Annotated in this window: 16 protein-coding genes; 11 read left to right on the top strand and 5 right to left on the bottom strand. The window is 63.5% G+C overall.

The window, feature by feature from the left end; translation table 11 throughout:
* Positions 1–303: 303 nt before the first annotated feature.
* Entirely contained in the window at positions 304–1,395 is a 1,092-nt protein-coding gene (locus NKJ94_RS00080) for a 3-deoxy-7-phosphoheptulonate synthase (RefSeq protein ID WP_352522372.1), read from the top strand.
* A 57-nt stretch (positions 1,396–1,452) separates the two neighbouring features.
* Here NKJ94_RS00080 and NKJ94_RS00075 read toward each other — a convergent pair whose 3' ends face one another.
* The gene (locus NKJ94_RS00075) at positions 1,453–2,562 is read right to left on the bottom strand and encodes a Gfo/Idh/MocA family protein (protein WP_352522371.1); all 1,110 of its coding nucleotides are present in this window, start codon (positions 2,560–2,562) and stop codon (positions 1,453–1,455) included.
* A 153-nt stretch (positions 2,563–2,715) separates the two neighbouring features.
* Between NKJ94_RS00075 and NKJ94_RS00070 the strand changes: the two genes are divergently transcribed.
* A complete protein-coding gene (locus tag NKJ94_RS00070) occupies positions 2,716–3,561 on the top strand; it encodes a MurR/RpiR family transcriptional regulator (RefSeq protein WP_352522751.1) in 846 nt (281 codons plus the stop codon).
* On the opposite strand, the gene NKJ94_RS00065 is transcribed toward NKJ94_RS00070, so the two are convergent.
* Positions 3,558–4,448 carry an AraC family transcriptional regulator gene (locus NKJ94_RS00065; RefSeq protein ID WP_352522370.1) on the bottom strand — a complete coding sequence of 297 codons (891 nt, stop codon included), beginning with the start codon at positions 4,446–4,448 and terminating at the stop codon, positions 3,558–3,560. The genes NKJ94_RS00070 and NKJ94_RS00065 overlap by 4 nt on opposite strands.
* Positions 4,449–4,585: 137 nt before the next feature.
* Here NKJ94_RS00065 and NKJ94_RS00060 point away from each other — a divergent pair, with 137 nt between their 5' ends.
* From NKJ94_RS00060 to phnN, 9 genes are all read left to right on the top strand, one after another.
* Positions 4,586–5,314, top strand: coding sequence for an SDR family NAD(P)-dependent oxidoreductase (locus NKJ94_RS00060; protein WP_352522369.1), 729 nt, complete (start codon positions 4,586–4,588; stop codon positions 5,312–5,314).
* A 200-nt stretch (positions 5,315–5,514) separates the two neighbouring features.
* Positions 5,515–7,449 carry a bifunctional 5-dehydro-2-deoxygluconokinase/5-dehydro-2-deoxyphosphogluconate aldolase gene (locus NKJ94_RS00055; RefSeq protein WP_352522368.1) on the top strand — a complete coding sequence of 645 codons (1,935 nt, stop codon included), beginning with the start codon at positions 5,515–5,517 and terminating at the stop codon, positions 7,447–7,449.
* Between the two features lie 35 nt (positions 7,450–7,484).
* On the top strand, positions 7,485–9,329 hold the full coding sequence (iolD, locus tag NKJ94_RS00050) for a 3D-(3,5/4)-trihydroxycyclohexane-1,2-dione acylhydrolase (decyclizing) (RefSeq protein ID WP_352522367.1): 1,845 nt from the start codon (positions 7,485–7,487) through the stop codon (positions 9,327–9,329).
* 43 nt (positions 9,330–9,372) lie between these two features.
* Positions 9,373–10,290, top strand: a complete 918-nt coding sequence (gene iolE, locus NKJ94_RS00045; RefSeq protein ID WP_352522366.1) for a myo-inosose-2 dehydratase — start codon at positions 9,373–9,375, stop codon at positions 10,288–10,290.
* Between the two features lie 42 nt (positions 10,291–10,332).
* Positions 10,333–10,551, top strand: a complete 219-nt coding sequence (locus tag NKJ94_RS00040) for a DUF3329 domain-containing protein (RefSeq protein WP_352522365.1) — start codon at positions 10,333–10,335, stop codon at positions 10,549–10,551.
* A gap of 2 nt (positions 10,552–10,553) precedes the next feature.
* Entirely contained in the window at positions 10,554–11,366 is an 813-nt protein-coding gene (gene iolB / locus NKJ94_RS00035; protein ID WP_352522364.1) for a 5-deoxy-glucuronate isomerase, read from the top strand.
* A 151-nt stretch (positions 11,367–11,517) separates the two neighbouring features.
* Entirely contained in the window at positions 11,518–12,225 is a 708-nt protein-coding gene (locus NKJ94_RS00030; protein ID WP_352522363.1) for a DUF1045 domain-containing protein, read from the top strand.
* Positions 12,226–12,302: 77 nt separating this feature from the next.
* Positions 12,303–13,442 (top strand): alpha-D-ribose 1-methylphosphonate 5-triphosphate diphosphatase, encoded by a 1,140-nt coding sequence (locus NKJ94_RS00025; RefSeq protein WP_352522362.1) that lies wholly within the window; start codon positions 12,303–12,305, stop codon positions 13,440–13,442.
* The gene (gene phnN, locus NKJ94_RS00020; protein WP_352522361.1) at positions 13,439–14,068 is read left to right on the top strand and encodes a phosphonate metabolism protein/1,5-bisphosphokinase (PRPP-forming) PhnN; all 630 of its coding nucleotides are present in this window, start codon (positions 13,439–13,441) and stop codon (positions 14,066–14,068) included. The genes NKJ94_RS00025 and phnN overlap by 4 nt, the downstream gene beginning before the upstream one ends.
* Before the next feature lie 95 nt (positions 14,069–14,163).
* Here phnN and NKJ94_RS00015 read toward each other — a convergent pair whose 3' ends face one another.
* The 3 genes from NKJ94_RS00015 to NKJ94_RS00005 all read right to left on the bottom strand — a co-directional run bounded on the left by NKJ94_RS00015 (position 14,164) and on the right by NKJ94_RS00005 (position 17,413).
* Complete coding sequence (locus NKJ94_RS00015; RefSeq protein WP_352522360.1) at positions 14,164–14,694, bottom strand: DUF2231 domain-containing protein; 531 nt, start codon at positions 14,692–14,694, stop codon at positions 14,164–14,166.
* A 154-nt stretch (positions 14,695–14,848) separates the two neighbouring features.
* Positions 14,849–15,844 (bottom strand): ABC transporter permease, encoded by a 996-nt coding sequence (locus NKJ94_RS00010; RefSeq protein ID WP_352522359.1) that lies wholly within the window; start codon positions 15,842–15,844, stop codon positions 14,849–14,851.
* Between the two features lie 24 nt (positions 15,845–15,868).
* Entirely contained in the window at positions 15,869–17,413 is a 1,545-nt protein-coding gene (locus tag NKJ94_RS00005; RefSeq protein WP_352522358.1) for a sugar ABC transporter ATP-binding protein, read from the bottom strand.
* Between the last annotated feature and the right edge of the window lie 200 nt (positions 17,414–17,613).

Raw genomic sequence — 17,613 nt, 5'->3', positions numbered from 1 at the left:
GCATAAACATCGACGGGTTCTTCGGGATCTTGGTCCATATCGTTGAGCGTATAAGAGTTCGGGCTGGATCGCGACGGGCAGGGCCGTCAAAATTCAAACTGAGGGGAGCGTGACAAGCACCTCGGCTTCGGCTATAGGGCTGGCATGATCAACCCGACCGCCTCGTTTTGGTACTTTAGCTACTCGCTGGCGGCGGGAGGATTGCGCTCGATCTGAAGATTGCAGCATCAACATCCGAACGCCGCCAGACCTGGCGGCTTTTTTGTTTCAGCCGGCAGGTCTCCCAATCAGGAGCAGAAAGCCGTGTTGACCACCACAGATGATCTTCGGGTCAAGGAACTCAAAGAACTGAGCACGCCGGAAGAGGTGATGCGCGAGATACCGCGCACGCTGACGGCGACGCGCACCGTTACCGCCTCACGCAACGCGATCCATTCCATCTTGACCGGCGCCGCCGACCGGCTGGTGGTCATCGTCGGCCCTTGTTCGATCCACGACCCGGTCGCCGCCGTGGACTATGCCAGCCGGCTAGCGGCGCTGCGCGAGACCCTGTCGGACCGGCTGGAGATCGTCATGCGCGTCTATTTCGAGAAGCCGCGCACTACGGTCGGCTGGAAGGGCCTGATCAACGATCCCGACCTCGACGGCAGCTTCAACATCGACAAAGGACTGAGGATGGCCCGCAACGTGCTCTCGGCGGTCAACAATCTCGGCCTTCCCTCAGCGACCGAGTTCCTCGACATGACAACTCCGCAATACATCGCCGACCTCGTCGCCTGGGGCGCGATCGGCGCGCGCACGACAGAGAGCCAAATCCATCGCGAGCTCGCATCGGGCCTCTCCTGCCCGGTCGGTTTCAAGAACGGCACCGACGGCAATCTGCGGATTGCCGTCGAGGCGGTGAAGTCCGCCGCCCAGCCGCATCATTTCATGGCGGTGACGAAGGGCGGGCGCAGCGCCATCGCGACGACCACCGGCAACGAGGACTGCCACGTCATCCTGCGCGGCGGCATTGTGCCCAACTATGACGCGGCAAGCATAGCTGCTGCCTCCGCTGAGCTCGGCCGGATCGGCGTGGCACCTCGGCTGATGATCGATGTCAGTCACGCCAACAGCAACAAGAAGCCGGAAAACCAGCCGCTGGTGGCGGCTGACGTGGCGGGCCAGATCGCGGCGGGCGACGAGCGCATCATCGGCATCATGATCGAGAGCAACCTGGTCGCCGGCCGGCAGGACGTCGTGCCCGGCAAGCCGCTCGTCTATGGCCAGAGCATCACCGATGGCTGCATCGACTGGGAAACCACCGAGACAGTGCTGCTCGGCCTTGCCGACGCCGTCGAGCGGCGCCGGTCGGCGCGACACGCCATGATCGCCGATCGCCCGGGAGCCGCCTGAGACCGGCACTGCCCCCTTCTCCCCTTGCGGGAGAAAGGGAAACCAGCGCCCGGCTTACTACCGCACTGCGATCCAGCGCTGTTCCGCGAACGAGCGCGCCATCGCGTGCACGGTGCGCTCGATCTCCAGGCCTTCGTCGAAGTCGATGATCCGCGCCGGCTTGCCGGCAAGGCGCGTCAACAGTTCGCGGCATTCGATGATCTTGAGATCGTTAAAGCCGAGGCCGTGGCCGGGCGCCGGCAGGAAGGCGTCGTAAGGCCTGTGGTGCGGCGCCACCAGGATCGTGCGGTAGCCTTGCTCGGTCGGTCGATCGGCCGTCAGATAGAGCTGGAACTCGTTCATCCGCTCCTGATCGTACAGGATCGAACCCTTCGAACCAAAAATCTGGATGGCGATCCGGCCCTTGCGGCCCCACGCGGAACGGTTGACCAGCAAGGTGCCGGCGATGCCATTTTCGAGATGCATCAGGATGCTGGCGATATCGTAGGTCTCGACCGCGCGGCGCCCGCCTGAGGCGACGCGGCGGTCGGCATAAGGCTTGGCCATGTCGCACATGACGCGGGCGACACGACCGAACAGGACCGCAATGAGCGACAGCGGGTGTACGGCGAAATCGTCGAGAGCGCCATAGCCCGACACCGCCTCGTGCTTCCAGAAGAACAGCGCCTGCGGATCGGCCATGAAGTCCTCGTCCATCTCGATGCGCAGATGGTTGACCTCGCCGATGATCTTCTCATCGAGCAGTGCACCGATATGGCGGATTGCGGGGTTCTGGATGTAGTTATAGCCGAGCGCGGCGACTTTGCCTGACTTTTGGGCCGCCGCCGCCATTGCTTGCGCCTCGGCGAAGCTCGGCGCCATCGGTTTTTCGCACCACAGATGCTTGCCGGCTTCGAGGATGGCGATGGCCATTTCCGGGTGGAACTGGTTCGGCGTGGTCAGCGAGACGACATCGACTTCCGGGTCGTCGACAACGGCGCGCCAGTCGCCGGAGGCCTTGGCGAAGCCGAATTCGGCCGCACGGCGTTTGGCAAGGTCCTCGTTGACCTCGCCGAGATGGACCAGCCTTGGCTTGGCCACGTCGGGAAAGACGGTGCCGACCGCATTCCAGGCAATGGCGTGGCACTTGCCCATGAAACCAGTACCGATAAGACCTACCCCGACCATCTGCTTTGCCTCCGCTACGTGCAAATTTGTGTGGATGAATTAGTCCATTTTGTTTGTAAATGGAACGCTTGTCTCATTTTTTATGGTGTTCTTGCACAGGCCCGCTATGATGGGGCACAGAGGGAACCGACGATGAGCCTGGGCGGAGCGACGATGGACGAACGGGTGCCTCGCGATTTCGAAACGCTGCGGGCGACGATCCTGGAGCGGCGCCAGAGCCTGCCGAAACGCATCGCCCAGATCGCCGCCTACGCGCTCGACAATCCCGACGATATCGCCTTCGGCACCGCTGCCAGCATCGCCGCCTCCGCCGGTGTACAGCCTTCGACCCTGATCCGCTTTGCCCAGCAGCTTGGCTTCGACGGCTTTACCAGCCTGCAGCTGGTATTTCGCGAGCGCCTGCGCGAACGCAACTCGTCCTATGACGAGAGGCTGGCGGCGTTGCGCGCCAAGGCCGAGGAAGGCGCCGGTCACCGGGCGATTTTCGACGGTTTTGTCGCCGCAGCCAGCACCTCGCTCAACGACATTTCGCGCACGCTGAACGAAGACCATTTCGAAGATGCGATCGCCGTGTTGGCCAAGGCGGAAACCATTTATGTGCTGGCCAAGCGGCGCTCTTACCCGGTCGCCTCCTACATTGCCTATGCATTGGGCAAGCTCAAGATCCGCAACCAGCTGATCGAATCGGCCGCCGGCCTCAATGCGGAGATGATCGGTTTTGCCTCTCCAAGGGACGCCGTCATCGCCATCAGCTTTTCGCCCTATGCCCCGGCCACCATCGAGGAGGCGCGCGTCATTTCGGAGCAAGGCGTGCCGATCGTGGCGATTACCGACAGCTCCTTTTCGCCGCTCGCCCAATTCGCCAGGGTCTGGTTCGAGGTCGCCGAAGCCGATTTCGCCGGCTTCCGCTCGCTGTCGGCGACGATGGCTTTGGCCATGGCGCTGACCGTTGCCGTCGGCGAGAAGCGGCGCGACGGCGGCCGCAAGCGGAAGGCTTAGATCACCTCTATTGCCGTTTCGCCTTCTGCCAAAAGCCGCGCTGCGTCGCGGGCAGGCGGCGATCCGAACTGGCGGGCATACTCCCGGCTGAACTGGGAAGCACTCTCATAGCCGACAGCGAAGGCGACACGCGCCACGTTGCCCGGCTGGGCAATCAGCAGATGGCGGGCTTCCAGCAAGCGGATTTGCTTTTGATACTGGATTGGGCTCATGGCCGTCGCCGCCTTGAAGTGGCGATAAAACGCAGCGCTGCTCATGCGGGCGATTTCGGCCAGATCCCCGACCCGGACCGGCTGATGGGGATGCGAACGGATCCAGGCGATCGCCCGGCCAATCCGGGACAGATGGCCATCGGCGCGCGCAAGCTCACGTAGCTTTCCGGCCTGGGGGCCTTGCAGAAGCCGAAACAGTATCTCCCGCTCGAGCAAGGTTGCGAGCACGGGAATCTCCGCTGGCCGGCCAAGCAGCCGCATCATTCGACGCAACGCGTCGAGCAGGTCGTCATCAACGGGAGAGGTGGAGAAACTGTCGCCGCCGAGGGCCGGCCGGTGGTCGACGAGGAGCGCGGCGACGGCCTGCAGGTCAAGGGTCAAGCCAATGGCCAGGTAAGGGCGCGCGGCGCTCGCTTCGACTATCTGGCTGATAGTGGGCGTCTCGACAGTGTAGATGAAATAGCTGGCCGGATTGTAACGAAGTGCCCGGTCGCCGATCAGAACCGTCTTCGCGCCCTGCAATACGAATAAGATCCCCGATCCCCACACCCCCGGCAATGGCGCCGTGGCGACTTCGCTGCGGCCGATCGAAACGCGGGGAATCGCCGTTCTTGTTCGTCGCCCGCGCGCATGGCGGCCGGCGATCTCGATCAACTCCTGCAGCGCCTCGCTCATTGCACCAGCATCGCGCATTCGCGCCAACCGTGCAACAGCGTGAGAGGATTAGGCAAGAGCTGGAGAGTTTCCGGCGCGCGGCGCCCGCTGCGTCGCGCCATTTGTGGCTCGTCCACAAGGAACATGGAGACACCGATATGACGACATCGAAAAGCGCGCTGGTGACCGGCGCCAACAAGGGTATAGGCCGCGAAATCGCCCGGCGACTGGCGACGATGGGCTTCAAGGTCTGGCTCGGCGCCAGAGACGCCGAACGCGGCATGGCGGCAGTGCAAACCTTGCGCGCCGAAGGCCTCGACGTAGAGTGGCTTGAGATGGACGTCACGCAGGATGAGAGTGTGAAGGCGGCCGCCAAAGCCGTCAGCGCGGCCAACTCCTGCCTCGACGTGCTGGTGAACAATGCCGGCGTCGCCATCAACTACGACCTGCCGCCGAGCCGGCAGCGGGTTGCCGACATCCAGGCCACCTATGACGTCAATGTCTTCGGCCCGATCCGCGTGACCCAGGCATTCCTGCCGCTGCTGCTGGCAGCTCCTGCTGCCCGCATCGTGATGGTGAGCAGTTCCACCGGGTCCATCGGCCGGGCGCTCGATCCCGCCAGCGCGAACCACGCCGTCAATATTATGGGCTACGGCAGCTCCAAGACGGCCTTGAACGCCATCACCGTGGCCTTCGCCAGGGAGCTTGCGCCGCAAGACATCAAGGTCAACGCCGCGGCGCCCGGCTATACCGCCACCGATCTCAACGGGTACAGAGGTCACCGCACGGTGCAGCAGGCGGCCGAGATCGTCATTCACCTGGCGACCCTGGACGCCGATGGCCCGACCGCCGGGTTCTTCAACGAAGATGGCCCGCTTCCTTGGTAAATCAGCTGGTTTCAGTGGTAGGGACTTGACGTTCGTCTGACTTCAAAGTTTCTCAACGCGCGGGCCTTTGCACAGCACTTTTCGGCGAAGGAACGCGCGTTCCATATTGACTATGGATTGGAATTATTATTTCATATTGCCGGCGCCACGCTGCCGCTCGCGCGTGTTACCCAAGACAACAAAGCCGATGGGAGGTTCGAATGGGCGAAGCCGTGGAAGCGAGATATGCGCCGCTCGACGTTATCACAATCGGCCGCGCTTCCGTCGATCTCTATGGCCAGCAGATCGGCTCGCGCCTGGAAGATATCACCTCCTTTGCCAAGTCGGTCGGCGGCTGTCCGGCCAACATCGCGGTCGGCACTGCCAGGCTCGGCCTGCGCTCGGCGCTGCTCACCCGTATCGGCAATGAGCAGATGGGCCGCTTCATCCGCGAGCAGCTGACCCGCGAGGGCGTTTCCGTCGACGGCCTCAGGACCGATCCTGAGCGATTGACCGCTCTGGTGCTGCTGTCGGTCGAGGATGAAGGCGTCTCGCCGATGATCTTCTATCGCAGCGATTGCGCCGACATGGCGCTTTCGGAAGACGACATCGATGAGGCGTTCATCGCTTCGGCACGCGCGGTCGTCGTCACCGGCACGCATTTTTCGCGGCCAAACAGCGACGCCGCGCAGCGCAAGGCGATCCGTGTCATGAAAGCCAAGGGCGGCAAGGTGGTGTTCGACATCGACTACCGCCCCAACCTATGGGGCCTCGCCGGCCACGCCGAAGGCTTCGAGCGCTATGTGAAATCCGACCGCGTCTCGGCGCAGTTGAAGACGGTGCTGCCCGACTGCGATCTCATCGTCGGCACCGAAGAGGAGATCATGATCGCCTCCGGCGCGGACGATTACCTGAGCGCGCTGAAAACCATCCGGTCGCTGTCGGCGGCAACCATCGTGCTGAAACGCGGCGCCATGGGCTGCATCGTCTATGACGGGCCGATCAGCGACGACCTCGAGGACGGTGTCGTCGGCAAGGGGTTTCCGATCGAGGTCTACAATGTGCTTGGCGCCGGCGACGCGTTCATGTCGGGCTTCCTGCGCGGCTGGCTCGGCGAGGAAAGCCTGGCGACGGCGGCGACCTGGGCCAATGCCTGCGGGGCATTTGCCGTGTCGCGGCTGCTCTGCGCGCCGGAATACCCGACCTTCGAGGAATTGCAGTTCTTCCTGAGGAACGGCAGCAAGCATCTGGCGCTGCGCAAGGACGAGGCGATCAACCACATCCATTGGGCGACGACGCGCCGGCGCGACGTCCCCTCGCTGATGGCATTCGCCTGCGACCACCGCGTCCAGCTGGAGGACGTCGCGGCAAAAGTCGGTGCCGATCCGTCGCGAATCCCAGCTTTCAAGGTGCTGACGGTCAAGGCTGCGGCCAAGGTCGCGGCTGGTCGCGCCGGCTACGGCATGCTGCTCGACGAAAAATACGGCCGCGAGGCGATGTTCGAATTCGCCCACCATTCCTTCGCCTGGCTCGGCCGACCGGTGGAGTTGCCGGGCTCGCGGCCGCTTCGCTTCGAATTCTCGCAAGATATCGGCTCGCAACTGACCGAGTGGCCGGTCGACCATTGCATCAAGTGCCTGTGCTTCTACCATCCTGACGATCCGGCGGAGCTGAAAACCGAACAGCAGCGGAAGCTGCGCGCTTTGTTCGAAGCGGCGCGCAAGGTCGGCCGGGAATTGCTGGTCGAGATCATCGCCGGCAAGCATGGCAAGCTCGACAACATGACCATCCCGCGGGCGCTGGAGGAACTCTATGCGCTCGGCATCAAGCCCGACTGGTGGAAGCTCGAACCGCAGGCGTCGGCCGGCGCATGGGCAAAGATCGAGGCGGTGATCCTGAGGAACGATCCGTGGTGCCGCGGGATAGTGCTGCTTGGCCTGGAAGCGCCGCAGGACGAACTGGAAGCGGCCTTCGCCGCCACCGCCAAGGCACCCATCGTCAAGGGTTTCGCCGTTGGTCGCACCATCTTCATCAACGCGGCCGAGCAATGGCTTGCCGGCAAGATGTCGGACGACGAGGCGGTGGCCGACATGGCGTCGCGCTTCGAGAGACTGACCGAGGCATGGCTTGCCGCGCGCGGCCGCAAAGCAGCATAAGAAGGCGCGGCATAAGGACTGCGGAGGAAAACGACATGACCAAAACAATCCGCCTGACGATGGCGCAGGCGCTGACCCGCTTTCTTGCTAGACAGATGACCGAGATTGGCGGCAAGAAAGTGCCGATCTTCGGCGGTGTCTGGGCGATCTTCGGCCACGGCAATGTCGCCGGCGTCGGCGAGGCGCTCTATCAGGTCCGCGACGAGTTGCCGACCTTCCGCGCCCATAACGAGCAGGCGATGGCGCATGCGGCGATCGCCTATGCCAAGGCCAATTTCCGCCGCCGTTTCATGGCGGCGACCAGTTCGATCGGCCCCGGTGCGCTCAACATGGTGACGGCGGCAGCCCTTGCCCATGTCAACCGGCTGCCGGTTCTGCTTCTGCCCGGCGATGTCTTCGCCAATCGCATCCCGGACCCCGTCCTGCAGCAGGTCGAGGATTTTTCCGATGGCACGGCGACGGTCAATGACTGCTTCCGGCCGGTATCGCGCTATTTCGACCGCATCACGCGGCCGGAGCAGATCATACCGGCGCTAAATCGCGCCATGCAGGTGCTGACCGATCCCGCCGAATGCGGCCCGGTGACGCTGGCGCTGTGCCAGGACGTGCAGGCCGAGGCCTATGACTACCCCGAGAGTTTCTTTGCCGAACGGCTCTGGACTCAGCGCCGGCAGCGCCCGGACCGTAGGGAATTGGCGGCTGCGGTGGCGGCGCTGAAGAGCGCGAAGAAGCCATTGGTGATTGCCGGCGGTGGCGTGCTCTATTCGCAGGCGTCGGGTGAACTGGCCAGACTGGTGCAGGACGCCGGCATTCCGGTCTGCGAGACGCAAGGCGGCAAATCCTCGCTGCCGGACGATCATCCGCTGAACATGGCTGCGGTCGGCGTTACCGGCACTTCGGCGGCCAACAGGCTGGCCGAAGAGGCCGATGTCGTGCTTGCCGTCGGCACTAGGCTGCAGGATTTCACCACCGGCTCCTGGGCTTTGTTCAAGAATTCCGGCAAGACCATCATCGGGCTCAACGTCCAGCCTTTCGATGCCGGAAAGCACCAGGCGCTGCCGCTGGTCGCGGATGCGATGGAAGGGCTCGCCGAATTCGCTGCGGCGCTGAAGGGCTGGAAGGCTCCTTCAGGCTGGACCGACAACGCAGTCAGTGGCAAAAAGGACTGGCAGGCGGATGCCGGCAAGGTGACGGCGTCGACCAATGCCGCCTATCCGTCCGACGCGCAGGTGATCGGCGCCGTGCAGCGCGCCATGGGCTCCGGCGTGGTACTGCTCCATGCCGCCGGCGGCCTGCCGGGCGAATTGCACAAGCTGTGGCAGGCGGGCGCGCCCGGCTCCTATCACGCCGAATACGGCTTCTCGACAATGGGCTACGAAATCGCCGGCGGGCTCGGCGCCAAGATGGCCAAGCCGGACGAGGAGGTTGTCGTGATGATCGGCGACGGCTCCTACCTGATGCTCAATTCCGAGATCGCGACCTCGGTGATGCTCGGCCTCAAGCTGACCATCGTGCTGCTCGACAACCGCGGCTATGGTTGCATCAACCGGCTGCAGATGGCAACCGGCGGCGCCAACTTCAACAATCTGCTGAAGGATGCGCGTCACGAGACCTTGCCCGATATCGACTTCGCCGCGCATGCTGCGAGCATGGGTGCGATCGCCGAAAAAGTGCCCTCGATCGCTGGGCTGGAAACGGCGCTGGCGCAAGCGAAGAAGAACACGCGAACGACGGTGCTGGTCATCGACACCGACCCCCTGGTTTCGACCGACGCCGGAGGAAGCTGGTGGGATGTCGCAGTGCCGGAAGTCTCGGCGCGGCCACAAGTGAACGCGGCGCGCAAGAAATATGAAGAAGCGTTGCGCGGGCGGGGTCTTTAAGCCCTGCGAAGACCGCCTCGAATGTCTGAATTGGAGTGACGACTTGAAAGCCAAACTGGGCATGTCCCCCATTGCATGGTGGAACGACGATCTTGTGGAACTCAGCGACGACGTATCGCTGGAGGAGTGCTTGCGCCAGTCGCGTTCGGCTGGTTTCACCGGCATGGAGATGGGCCGCCGTTTTCCCAATGACCCAGAAATCATGCTGCCGATCCTCAGGCAGGCCGACGTGACGCTTTGCGGCGGTTGGTTCTCCGGGACGCTGGTCGATGAGGATACATCGGGGAATAAAGATCGCATCCAGCCGATGATCGATCTGTTCAAGGCGGTGAATGCGCCTTGTATCGTCTATGGCGAGGTCGGCCGCTCCATCCAGGGCGACCGTTCCAAGCCGCTCGCCAGCAAGCCCAGGCTTTCGGACGACGAGATGAAAGCCTACGCCAGGCGGCTCACGCAGTTCGGCGAATGGTGTGCCGAGCAAGGCATGCCGCTCTCCTATCACCATCATATGGCGGCGGTGGTCGAGACAGAGCCCGAATTGGATGCCTTCATGCGCTATTCGGGAGAGGGCATTCCCCTACTGCTCGATGCCGGTCACCTGGCCTTTGCCGGCGGCGATGTGCTGCGCGCGATAGACAACCACCACCGGCGCATCAACCACGTGCATGTGAAGGACGTACGCATGGAAGTGATCGAAAGACTGGATCGCAACAAGCAGTCTTTCCTCGACGCGGTGGCGCTTGGTGCCTTCACCGTGCCGGGAGACGGCTCGCTAGACTTTGGCGCGATTGTGCAGAGGTTCGCCGAACATGGCTATGAAGGCTGGTTCGTGGTCGAGGCCGAGCAGGACCCGAAGAAGAACCCGCCGCTCAAGATGGCGCAAGTCGGCTACAAGGAGTTGATGCGGGTGATGACGGCCGCGGGCTATACGGTGGAGACACAGGGCTTTCCGAATGCTTGAGAGTTTGCGAAGAAGGGCTGATCCGATGCCGGGGTTGATTGGATGAAAGACTCTGAGCACCCGTTCTTCCGGCCGCTATGGCGCCGCGTTGCCATTGTCGCGGTCTGCCTGGTCTGGTCGGTGATCGAGTTCGCCACCGGCACGCCGTTCTGGGGCGTGATCGCGCTCGGCTTCGCCGGCTATGCCGTCTGGCAGTTCTTCTATCTCTATAAGCCAGCTAATGAAGACAAGGCATCGGCGGACGCCGAACCGAAGGAATGACCATGTCGAAGCTGCTCGTCAAAGCCAATAAAGGCCACGGCCGCATCGCCCATGTGACGCCGCAAAGCGCGGGCTGGAGCTATGTCGGCTTCGATCTGCATCGGTTGAGGCCAGGCGAGAGCGCTTCCGGGCAAACCGCGGATCGTGAGGTTTGCCTGGTGTTTCTCACCGGCAAGGGCAAGGCCAAGGCCGGCGGCAGGGATCTCGGCCTGCTGGGCGGACGCATGTCGCCGTTCGAGGGCAAGCCGTGGTCGGTCTATGTGCCGCAGGGCTCGGAGTGGTCGGTGAGCGCGGATACCGATCTCGAACTTGCCGTCTGCTCGGCGCCGGGGCTTGGCGGCGGCCTGCCGGTCCGCGTCATTGCGCCGAAGGACCTCGGCCAGGAGGTTCGCGGCAAGGGCACCAACACGCGCTATGTCACCAACATCCTGCCGGAGGGCAAGCCGGCCGATTCCTTGCTGGTGGTCGAGGTCATCACGCCCGGCGGCCACACGTCGAGCTATCCGCCGCACAAGCACGACCAGGACAACCTGCCGGCCGAATCCTATCTCGAGGAAACCTATTATCACCGCCTCAATCCGCCGCAGGGCTTCGCTTTCCAGCGCGTCTACACCGATGTCGACCAGAACGGTGCTCGTTCGCTCGATGAGGCGATGGCGATCGAGGACGGCGACGTCGTGCTGGTGCCCAAGGGCTATCACCCCTGTGCCGCCTGCCACGGTTACGACCTCTATTACCTCAACGTCATGGCCGGGCCGAAGCGGACGTGGAAATTCCACAACGCGCCCGAGCACGAATGGCTGATGAAGGCCTGATAGCGGCCCCGTCCGCGTCGGCAAACTGGCCCAAGGCGAAAAAATCGTCGGCTAATGACCCGCCTGGACAACTTTGTTATCAGGAGCGATCACCAGCTTCGTCATTTCGTCATGCAAATCGCCTATGGCAGCGGGCTGACGAGGACTTTCGATGCGCTACGCGATTTATTTCACCCCCCGGCAGGACGAACCGCTGGCACGGATCGCCGCCAATTGGCTCGGTCGCGACCCATTCGGCGCCGCCACAAGGCCGGTTGAGGCGGTGGGCGAACTGTCGGCGGCGGAGGTCGCCTTCCATACCGCCTCGGCGCGCCGCTACGGTTTCCACGCAACGCTGAAGGCGCCCTTCCGGCTGGCCTCGAACGAGACGGAAGCCACGCTTCGCGCGGCACTGGACAACTTTGGCGAGGCGATGCCGGTGGTGATGATCCCGCGCCTCGTCGTCAGCCAGATCGACGGCTTTTTCGCGCTGGTGCCGGAAGCACCGCTGCCGGCACTCAATCGCTTCGCCGACGACGTAGTGCGCGGTTTCGACCGCTTTCGCGCGCCGCTGACCGAGGCCGAGATCGAACGGCGCAGCCCCGATTCGCTGAAGCCCGACGAATTCCGCAATCTTTGCCAATGGGGCTATCCCTATGTCTTCGAGACGTTTCGTTTCCATATGACGCTGTCCGGCCGGGTCTCGTCACAGGAAAGCCCTCGTCTTCGCTTAGCAATCGACAGCCTGTTTGCGGACGTGCTGCAAAGGCCGGTGCCGGTGGACGCGCTGACGCTGTTTGTGGAAACTGAACCTGGCGCGCCGTTCATGGTGCTGTCTCATCACGCGCTCGGGTGTCGCCCGGCCAGAAGAACCGCCTGAAATGACTATTTGTTTTAACCGCAAGCGACGCGAATTGATTCCAATTGGCTGCAAAAATGCTGCAAGGACTGCCTGAAATGACCGCCGAGACCGTTCTTGACAACGCCCGCATCGTGCTCGCCGACCAGATCGTCGAAGGGTCGATCGTGCTGCGCGACGGCATGATCGCCGCCATCGATCCCGGTCCCGGCCGCAGCGGCGAGGACATGGACGGCGACTTCATCATTCCCGGCCTGGTCGAGCTCCACACCGACCATCTCGAAGGCCATTACGCGCCGCGGCCGAAAGTGCGCTGGAACCCGATCGCCGCTGTGCTCGCCCATGACGCGCAGGTGGCGACCGCCGGCATCACCACCGTGCTCGATGCCTTGCGCGTCGGCATGGACGAGGACGCCGACCTAACGGCTGCCGACATACGCAAGCTGGCCGACGCGATCGAGGACAGCGTCCAGCAGGACCGGCTCAGGGCCGACCATTTCATCCATCTGCGCTGCGAGGTTTCGGCGCCGGACTGCCTCACAGCCTTCGCCAATTTCGACGGCGACGAGCGGGTCAGGCTGGCGTCGCTGATGGACCATGCGCCGGGACAGCGCCAATTCGTCGATCTCGAAACCTATGCCTATTATTACCAGCGCAAGCTGAAGCTGACCGATCGCGATTTCCAGAAATTCTGCGAAAAGCGGATGGCGGAATCGGCGAGGAATTCGAGCCCGAACCGCAGCTTCATCGCCGCTGCCTGCCATGAGCGCGGCATCGTGCTCGCCAGCCATGACGACGCGACCGTCGGCCATGTCGACGAAGCGATCGAGCAAGGCGTGCGCGTCGCCGAGTTCCCGACCACCGAGGAGGCAGCACGGGCTTCGAAAGAGGCAGGGCTCGGCGTATTGATGGGCGCGCCGAACGTCATGCGCGGCGCTTCGCATTCGGGCAATGTCTCGGCCCGCACGCTGGCCGGCGACGGCCTGCTCGATATACTGTCGTCGGACTACATCCCCTTCAGCCTGATCCAGTCGGCCTTCTTTCTCGGCGACGTGGTCGAAGGTATCTCGCTGCCGCAGGCGGTGGCCATGGTTTCGAAGAACCCGGCCGAGGCGGTCGGCCTCACCGATCGCGGTGTCATCGAGCCCGGCCGGCGCGCCGATTTGGTTCGCGTGCGCGTCGACGACCATGTCCCGGTTGTCCGCACGGTCTGGCGGCAGGGACGCCGGGTCGCATGATGGTGTCGGCGTCGATCGAGCGTGAATTGTCCGCGGCGGCGTTTCCGATCCGCGACGGCGTCTTTGTCGCCGTCGTCGGGCCGAGTGGTGCCGGCAAGGACACGGTGATCGGCTATGCGCGCACTGTGTTTGCCGACGAAAGCCGGCTGGAGTTCGTGCGCCGGGTGATCACCCGGCCGAGCGATGCGGCCACCGAGGATCACGACACGCTGGCCGACGCGGCCTTTGTCGAGGCCGAAGCGGATGGTGCCTTCGCCATTTCCTGGGAGGCGCATGGCCTGCGCTACGGCATCCCGGCCGAAGTCGACTGGTCGGTCTCCAACGGCCGTGTCGCGGTCGCCAATGTCTCGCGCGCGATTATCCCGGCGCTGCGCGAGCGTTACGCCAATCTGGCTGTCGTCGAGATCACGGCTACACCGGAGATCCTGGCCGAGCGGCTGGCATTGCGCGGTCGCGAGTCGCGCGGCGAAGTGCTGGCGCGGCTGGCGCGCAGCGCCAATGTGGCGCTGTCCGGACCGGGTGTCACCTCGATCGACAATAGCGGCCCTCGTGAAGCCGCCGGCGAGCGCTTCGCCGAGGTGCTGCGCAAGGCCATGGCCTTCTCCGACGTGTCGGGCCTTATCTAGAGCCTGCCCATCCCGATGCATCGGGATGGGACTCTATCTTCTTGTTTGACCAATATCTTTCCGGAAACCGGTATTCACTTTTCGGGATTATGGCCTCATGCGGCGTGCCGGTCCCGACCGGCGTGACGAGTGTCAGTGGCGTTGGTTGCCGAAGGCCGCACCTGCGTATCCGCTGGCGTATCCAGAACTGCAACGTGATGCCGATACACCATTTCCCACCCCTTCCAGCCGGTAAACAGCAGTATGCAGACCACTATGAACGACAACAGCGCGCCCCATGGTCGGACCGCGGCTTCGGCGCCTTGGGCATAGCGAAGATAGAAATTGATCAATGCCACAACGACCGCGGTCAAGTTGCCCAGCATGTGGTACCAAGCGTCGGGCAAGGCGCGGATGCGCGGCTCGTTGAGGAAGTCGATAAAACCGGCTGTGGCAGCTAGAAGTGCCATTACGACGGCTGCCCCGATCAGCCACATCGATGCCCGTGCCCAGAAGGCATCAGTAGTCCCCCAGAAAACCAGATCGGTGACAAACGCACCGACAAGAAAAGCGACAGGAAAAGGAATCAGCATCGGGTGGAGGGGGTGACTTCCTACTTTGGCGGTGCTTACAGGATTCGTGGCCATTGGATGCCTCCAATAGAAAAGCCTAAATCAACGCTCAGATACGAGTTTCGTTCCAAATAGAGATTGATCTGAAACTGCCGTCGCGAAGCTCAGCACTGATTTTTCATGCCACCTGCCAATGGCAATTGGCGTGCTTCATCCAGTTATTTTTGCGTCACTCCGCGGCAGCACCCGCCACACTTTTGCGGGTGGCCTCGAGCATTAGCCGCCGCGCCCGGAACACGCCCCATTGCTGGTCGACCAGCACGCCGATGAGGATCACCCCGCCCATGACAGCGAAGTTGAGCGAGGAGGGGATGCCGAGCAGGTTGACGAGGTTCTGCAGCTCCTGCAGCAGCACCGTGCCGAGGATGACGCCGATCAGCGAGCCTTCGCCGCCACGCAGCGAGAAGCCGCCGAGCACCGCCGCTGCAATGGCGTAGAGTTCATAGAATTGGCCGTGGCTCGCCGGCGAGATCGAGCGTGTGTACATGGCGAAATAGATCGCCGACAGCGCCGTCAGCACGCCGCAGATGACATAGGCGGCCATGACGATGCGGCCGGTGCGGATGCCGGAATATTTCGCCGCTTCCTCGTTCTTGCCGATGGCGTAGAGATAGCGCCCGAACACTGAGCGGTGCAGCACCACCCACATCACGACGGCGATGACGATCAGCGCGATGAAACTGTTCGGCACGCCCCAGGACCGCCCGGCGGTCAGGAATTCGAGTTCCGGGAAATTCTGTCCGAAGGCAAAGCCGGCGGTGCCGTCGGCGGTGTAGAAGCGCGCCACGCCGCGATAGATCAACAGGCCGCACAAGGTGACCACGAAAGGCTGCAATTTGAGCCGCGTGATCAGCCAGCCATGCGCCAGCCCGATGATGCCGCCGAGCACCAGGATCAGCGGCAGGGCGACCGGCCAGGCCATGCCGCGCGTGGCGATGAAATCGATGAACAGCACGCCGAGCAGCGCAACCACCGAACCGACCGACAATTCGATGCCTCCGGTGATGATGACGAAGGCCTGGCCGATCGACAGAATGCCGAACAGCCCGATCAGGTTCGACGTGTTGGCGAGATTGATCGGCAGCAGGAAGCGTGGATTGATGATCGCCACCACCGCGCCGACCACCAGGATCAGGATCAGCAGGCCGAGATCTTTCTTGCTCATCGTCGTCTCCCCAATGGCCGCTGCCTATTTCGGCTGCTTGCCCACCGCCAGCAGCAGCACGTTTTCCTGGCTGAACTGTTCCTTGTCGAGAATGCCGGAGATCTGGCCCTCATGCATGACGGCGATGCGGTCGGACACGCCGATCACCTCCTCCATGTCGCTGGAGATCATCAGCACGGCGACGCCGGCATCGGCCAGCCCCCGCATCAGCCCGTAGATTTCGGCCTTGGCGCCGATATCGATACCGCGCGTCGGCTCGTCGAGGATCATCACCTTCGGCTTCATCGCCAGCCATTTGGCCAGCACGACCTTTTGCTGGTTGCCGCCGGACAGCGTGCCGGTGCGCGTCTGGACGGAGGGCGCCCTGATGCCGAGATTGGTCTTCTGCTTCTCGGCGGTAGCAGCTTCCGCGCTGGCCGAGACCAGCGAGCGCCGCGAATGCGCCGGCAGGTTGGGGAGCGAAATGTTCTGGGCAATCGACAGGTCGAGCAGGATGCCGGTCAGCTTGCGATCCTCGGGGACGAGGAAGATGCCGCTTGCCACCGCATCCGCGGCTTGCGCGACGACCAGTTCCTTGCCGTCGAGCAGCATGGTGCCGCCAAAGCTCTTGTCAATGCCGAACAGGACGCGCGCCAGCTCCGTCCGGCCGGAGCCGACGAGACCGGCGAGGCCGAGGATCTCGCCATGCCTGACATCGAGGTCGACGGGCCGGTCGGGATAGGCAGCGGTGCGAATGGCCTTGACCGACAGCGCGACTGAGCCCGGCGGGCGCGCCGATTCCGCGGCCTTCTCCCTCTCCTTCAGCATGCGGCCGATCATCAGCTTGACCATCTGGTCGTGATTGATGGCGCTCTTCGGCAAGGTTCCGGCGAGCATTCCGTCCCTGAGCACGACGACGCGGTCAGCGACGCGCTCGACCTCGTGAAGGCGGTGCGAGATGAAAATGACGCTGATGCCGTCCGCCTTCAGCGCCTTGATGACGCCGAGCAGCTTGTCGGTTTCGGCGATCGGCAGGCTCGAGGTCGGTTCGTCGAGGATGACCAGCCTTGCCTTGATCGACAGCGCCTTGGCGATTTCGACCATTTGCTGCTGGGCCAGCGACAGCGCCGACACCGGCGTATCGGCCGAGAAATTGGCGCCGACGCGTTTTAGCAGCGGCGCCGCCAGCGCTCGCAGCCTGGCGCGGTCGACGAGCTTGAGCGGGCCGGCACGCAGCGGTTCGCGGCCGAAAAAGATATTGGCGGCGACGTCAAGGTTTTCGAACAGATTGAGTTCCTGGTGGACGAAGGCGATGCCCGAACCGATGCTGGCCTCGACGGTCAGACCGTCATGGTCGAGGCCATCGACGGTGATGGTGCCGGTGTCCGGCCGGGTCACGCCGCCGAGGATCTTCATCAGCGTCGATTTGCCGGCGCCGTTTTCGCCGACCAGGCCGATGACCTCGCCGGGCCTGACCTCGATCGAGAACCCGTCCAGCGCGACGACGCCGGGATAGGTCTTGCGCACGCCGTCAAGGCTCAGGAACGGAGCGTCCGTGGATGCAACGATGGATGGGTCGGAATAATTCATCACGCCTGACAGCAGTCGGTGAGCCGTTTTGGCCTCAGACTGACGGGCCTCGCAAGGCGCGTCAATAGAATCGCGGGGGGGGGGGGGGGCGGGGCGGCGCGGCCCGAGGTATGTGGGAGTGTATCGGAGAAGGCCGGGGGTGGGGGGGGGGGGGGGGGGGGTGGACGCGTGCGGGGGGTAGGTGTGGGGCGGGGATCGGG

Origin of the sequence: Mesorhizobium sp. M0060, assembly GCF_040323155.1 — a bacterium.
Lineage (GTDB): Bacteria > Pseudomonadota > Alphaproteobacteria > Rhizobiales > Rhizobiaceae > Mesorhizobium.
This window is presented reverse-complemented; position numbering and strand designations above follow the sequence as displayed.

Excerpts from the sequence above, each read along its gene's own strand:
- NKJ94_RS00075 (WP_352522371.1), bottom strand. The coding sequence starts at position 2,562 with ATGGTCGGGGTAGGTCTTATCGGTACTGGTTTCATGGGCAAGTGCCAC.
- NKJ94_RS00070 (WP_352522751.1), top strand. The coding sequence starts at position 2,716 with ATGGACGAACGGGTGCCTCGCGATTTCGAAACGCTGCGGGCGACGATC.
- NKJ94_RS00065 (WP_352522370.1), bottom strand. The coding sequence starts at position 4,448 with ATGAGCGAGGCGCTGCAGGAGTTGATCGAGATCGCCGGCCGCCATGCG.
- NKJ94_RS00060 (WP_352522369.1), top strand. The coding sequence starts at position 4,586 with ATGACGACATCGAAAAGCGCGCTGGTGACCGGCGCCAACAAGGGTATA.
- NKJ94_RS00055 (WP_352522368.1), top strand. The coding sequence starts at position 5,515 with ATGGGCGAAGCCGTGGAAGCGAGATATGCGCCGCTCGACGTTATCACA.
- iolD (WP_352522367.1), top strand. The coding sequence starts at position 7,485 with ATGACCAAAACAATCCGCCTGACGATGGCGCAGGCGCTGACCCGCTTT.
- NKJ94_RS00040 (WP_352522365.1), top strand. The coding sequence starts at position 10,333 with ATGAAAGACTCTGAGCACCCGTTCTTCCGGCCGCTATGGCGCCGCGTT.
- iolB (WP_352522364.1), top strand. The coding sequence starts at position 10,554 with ATGTCGAAGCTGCTCGTCAAAGCCAATAAAGGCCACGGCCGCATCGCC.
- NKJ94_RS00030 (WP_352522363.1), top strand. The coding sequence starts at position 11,518 with ATGCGCTACGCGATTTATTTCACCCCCCGGCAGGACGAACCGCTGGCA.
- NKJ94_RS00025 (WP_352522362.1), top strand. The coding sequence starts at position 12,303 with ATGACCGCCGAGACCGTTCTTGACAACGCCCGCATCGTGCTCGCCGAC.
- phnN (WP_352522361.1), top strand. The coding sequence starts at position 13,439 with ATGATGGTGTCGGCGTCGATCGAGCGTGAATTGTCCGCGGCGGCGTTT.
- NKJ94_RS00015 (WP_352522360.1), bottom strand. The coding sequence starts at position 14,694 with ATGGCCACGAATCCTGTAAGCACCGCCAAAGTAGGAAGTCACCCCCTC.
- NKJ94_RS00010 (WP_352522359.1), bottom strand. The coding sequence starts at position 15,844 with ATGAGCAAGAAAGATCTCGGCCTGCTGATCCTGATCCTGGTGGTCGGC.
- NKJ94_RS00005 (WP_352522358.1), bottom strand. The coding sequence starts at position 17,413 with ATGAATTATTCCGACCCATCCATCGTTGCATCCACGGACGCTCCGTTC.